Below are 312 nucleotides of genomic sequence, written 5' to 3'. Positions count from 1 at the left end.
CGTCCGCCGCGAGGTCGCCGCGGCGGACGGCGAGCAGCGGGTCGTCGTCCCGCTTGCTGACCGCGAGCACGTACGACGGCGCCCGCAGCGCCGCCGCGGCCTCCGGCGTGACGTGCTGGGGCCCCATGCCGGAGCCGACGACTCGGATGATCACCGGTCCTCCAGGTCGCCTTCGAGGTCGAGGTAGACCTGTTGCAGCGCGGCCAGGAGGTCCGGATCGGGCCCGGCCCACAGGCCACGGTCGCGTGCCTCGTGCAGCTTCTCCACGATGCCGCGCAACGCCCACGGGTTCGAGGTCCGCATGAACTCCTG

Annotated in this window: 1 protein-coding gene; it reads right to left on the bottom strand. The window is 73.4% G+C overall.

Annotated elements, in window-relative coordinates; genetic code table 11:
- Positions 1–150: 150 nt before the first annotated feature.
- Positions 151–303 carry a cobaltochelatase subunit CobN gene (locus KSO97_RS17530; protein ID WP_232682062.1) on the bottom strand — a complete coding sequence of 51 codons (153 nt, stop codon included), beginning with the start codon at positions 301–303 and terminating at the stop codon, positions 151–153.
- Positions 304–312: the final 9 nt, after the last annotated feature.

Origin of the sequence: Nocardioides sp. R-C-SC26 (genome assembly GCF_021246465.1) — a bacterium.
Classification (GTDB): Bacteria; Actinomycetota; Actinomycetes; order Propionibacteriales; family Nocardioidaceae; genus Nocardioides.
This window is presented reverse-complemented; position numbering and strand designations above follow the sequence as displayed.

Coding starts and splice junctions, on each gene's coding strand:
- KSO97_RS17530 (WP_232682062.1), bottom strand. CDS start 303: ATGCGGACCTCGAACCCGTGGGCGTTGCGCGGCATCGTGGAGAAGCTG.